Below are 3,048 nucleotides of genomic sequence, written 5' to 3'. Positions count from 1 at the left end.
CCTTTTTCTTGCGCAATATAATCCATTCGTTGCAACCTTGCTTTTAAATCTTGTTCTTGTGTCGTTATATGTTTGGCCGAATAATCATCATAAATTTCACCTGTTGCATCACAATCAATAAACCATGAATTATATTTAGGTCCATTTTGTAATATCTCGTTCATTCGCTCTTTTACACTAGGAAGAGATAAAGTTGGATTTAACTTTCGCCCTCTACCTAAAAACCCTTGCACTTTCTCACCATTTTTCTTCGTTACAGTGGCTTCTTCATATAACGWTGGRTCATTAAAGGAAGCTGTGTTCCAATTTTTATCACCTTTTTCRTGAATAGAATGRTAAGAATCATACGGACCAACTAAATATCCCATTTCCTTAGCTTCTGTAACGAAATTAGGCTGCATAAATCCTTGTTCCCAGTTCGGTAGACCAATCCACGCTTTGTCTATCCCTACTTTTTTCATTTCCTTTATTATATCCGTTCCATCTGCTTTACCCCATTTACTTACTTCTTCAACTGCATCACCGAGTACTGACTTTAATAAATGTTTATTTAAGCTATACAGCTCTGTCTTCGATAAGTGATCTACACCTTTCTTTAATAACACACTAGCTTCCTGATTAACTTTCGGGAAAATATCCTCTTTATACAATTCCTTCATAGATAATACTTCGTTTRYATARCGYAAAATAACATTTTTTTGRTAYTTATCAATGAAATCTTGTTTACTTACTTGCTCAAACACACTCAGTTCTCCAGGCTCCGAACTATTCTTTTGAATAAGCCCTTTTATATGACTAAACACCGGGCTATTTATTTGCTCTCTTAGCTTCGGCCAATTCACGTTACTTTCTGATAAACCATTTTGATTCCAAAAGTAAAAATKAGCTGCCCCGTAAAGTTTTTCGATTTCTTTATTTTTTCTTGCCTTTTCTTGTAATGTTTTAAATTCACCTTTTCGAGCAATATTATCCTTATACAGTTTAGCGATACTTACTGCATCATTATTTGTCACATATAATTGAAATCCATATGTTTTATTTTTATTTATACTCGGGAATTCATGTGTAAAATCAAACCCTATTTTCGGATCTGAATGAAATTTCAATTCATTATTAAACATATTGTTCGCAATATATACGATCGAATATTTAGAACCATTTAATGCAAAAAACTTCATAGAAAATGATTCAGCAAATGAATATGCATCATCCTTTAAAAACTTCTTCCAGTTCTCATCATTACTCGGAATTTGCTTACCTTCCCATAACGGAAGTGTATAATTTTCAGCTTGCACTTTTGGCCATGTAAAACTTTCTGCACCAGTCGATTCCACTTCAATATTTAAGTGGTCTTTTTTCTTTTCTAAATTTACTTTTACTTTTTGATCCGGATATTCCCATGATGTATGATCCTTGTTTTTTTTCAAATTCGATACCTTCATTTTTGGTAACGGTTGTGATGCCTGTTCTTTTACACCATCATGTTCTACAGTTAACGTAAAAGTCTCAGGATTTACATCGTAAGTAAAATCTTTATACGTCGCTTTCTTTATTTTAGACTCTTGTAAAGCATCATTACCTTTTACATCACACCCGACTAAAGTCGAAAGTGACAATGTTGTAAGAAGACATATCGCTATCATTTTTTTCATCTTCTGCACCTCCACCAATGAATATACAGGAGGTTTGTTACAGGAATATGGCAAAAAAATAATAGAGCTAGCATTATGCTAGCTCTATTATGAGCAAAAAAATTTACGTATTACTGTAATCTGTTTAAAGAAAATATGTAATACAGTGGGACTTTAATCCTTGTTTTTTTATTCTCACTAATAATTAGATCAAGCAAATCTAAATTCCATCAAGCTTTCCTTAACTGAAAAAGTAACTATATATAATATATCCTAAAACTAGCACTAAAATTAATATCCCTGTACCTTTCCAATTCATACCACCTGTCATATCAGCGGGGCTACCTGATTCCGCCCTGTTGAGTCCATCATTCAAAGAACCGGTAGGATTATTTTTCAATTCACTTTGTCTCATACGTTCTCTTTTTTCTTCTGGTGACTCTTTTGAACTCATATAATCACCTCTAAAATTAATGTTCATTCCGAAAAATCCCCTTTAAAATAGATTCTCCATAACGTAAAGAAAGCTAGCGATGCTAGCTTTCTTTATAATCCAATATGTTCTTCCTTATTTACAGTAATCCCTTTATGATCAATTTCAAGCTCACATACTTTCATAGCTGCAAATACTCTCGCTAATTGGTCAGCTATTTCTTTACGCTTCTCGTACGGAGTTAAAATAAAAATGGATGGTCCTGCACCACTAAGCGCTGTGCCATATGCTCCGAATTCTTTTGCACATTTACGAATTGATGGTAATAACGGTACAAGTTCTAAACGATATGGCTCGTGGAAATGATCTCGTTCCATCATTTCACCTACAACTTCCCACTTCTTTTGACATAATGCAGCTACTAATACGTTACTTATCGCACTAGCCTTAACCGCTTCATGAAACGGAAACACCTCTGGTAATACAGATCGRCTTTCMTCYGTATTTAGCTCTTCATTTGGAATAAGAGAAATTACGCCTAATTCCTTACTTTCAATYCTTACAACCGAAACATTCTTTCCATCMAGYGCTCCGATTACAGTTCCACCTAAAATAGAAGCAGCAACATTATCTGGATGTCCTTCAAAATTTGTAGCAATTTGAACYTTYTGATCAGTTGTTAARTKYAAATTTCCAAGYTGATTCGCAAGCTCTATTCCTGCTACAATYGCTGATGCACTACTTCCTAGMCCTCTTGTCAGCGGAATATYACTAGTAACTTCTATTATATAGGGTGATAAAGAAGGAAACACTTTACATGCCGTGCTAACAATTAAATTTTTATCGTCTGTTGGAATTGAATCTTCAAAGGAATGGATTACTTGCCATTTATCTGCTTCCGCCTTTACCACCACATCTAAATATAATGACAATGCTATTCCTACTGAATCAAATCCAGGTCCGACATTCGCTGTACTAGCAGGG

The 3,048-nt window shown here is 34.3% G+C and carries 3 protein-coding genes; all 3 read right to left on the bottom strand.

Annotation, left to right across the window (positions count from 1 at the left end):
- Nucleotides 1–1,652: glycoside hydrolase (locus AC1DJR_RS24050; protein ID WP_477003677.1), on the bottom strand; the 1,652-nt coding region annotated here is incomplete at its 3' end.
- A gap of 220 nt (nt 1,653–1,872) precedes the next feature.
- Nucleotides 1,873–2,085, bottom strand: coding sequence for a DUF6366 family protein (locus AC1DJR_RS24045; RefSeq protein WP_002031378.1), 213 nt, complete (start codon nt 2,083–2,085; stop codon nt 1,873–1,875).
- Between the two features lie 92 nt (nt 2,086–2,177).
- A partial coding sequence (gene thrB / locus AC1DJR_RS24040; RefSeq protein ID WP_477003676.1) for a homoserine kinase occupies nt 2,178–3,048 on the bottom strand: 871 nt, incomplete at its 5' end.

Source organism: Bacillus sp. 05T31 (assembly GCF_056396725.1).
Note: the sequence above shows the minus strand (reverse complement) of the source record. Positions and strands in the feature narration are given on the sequence as shown.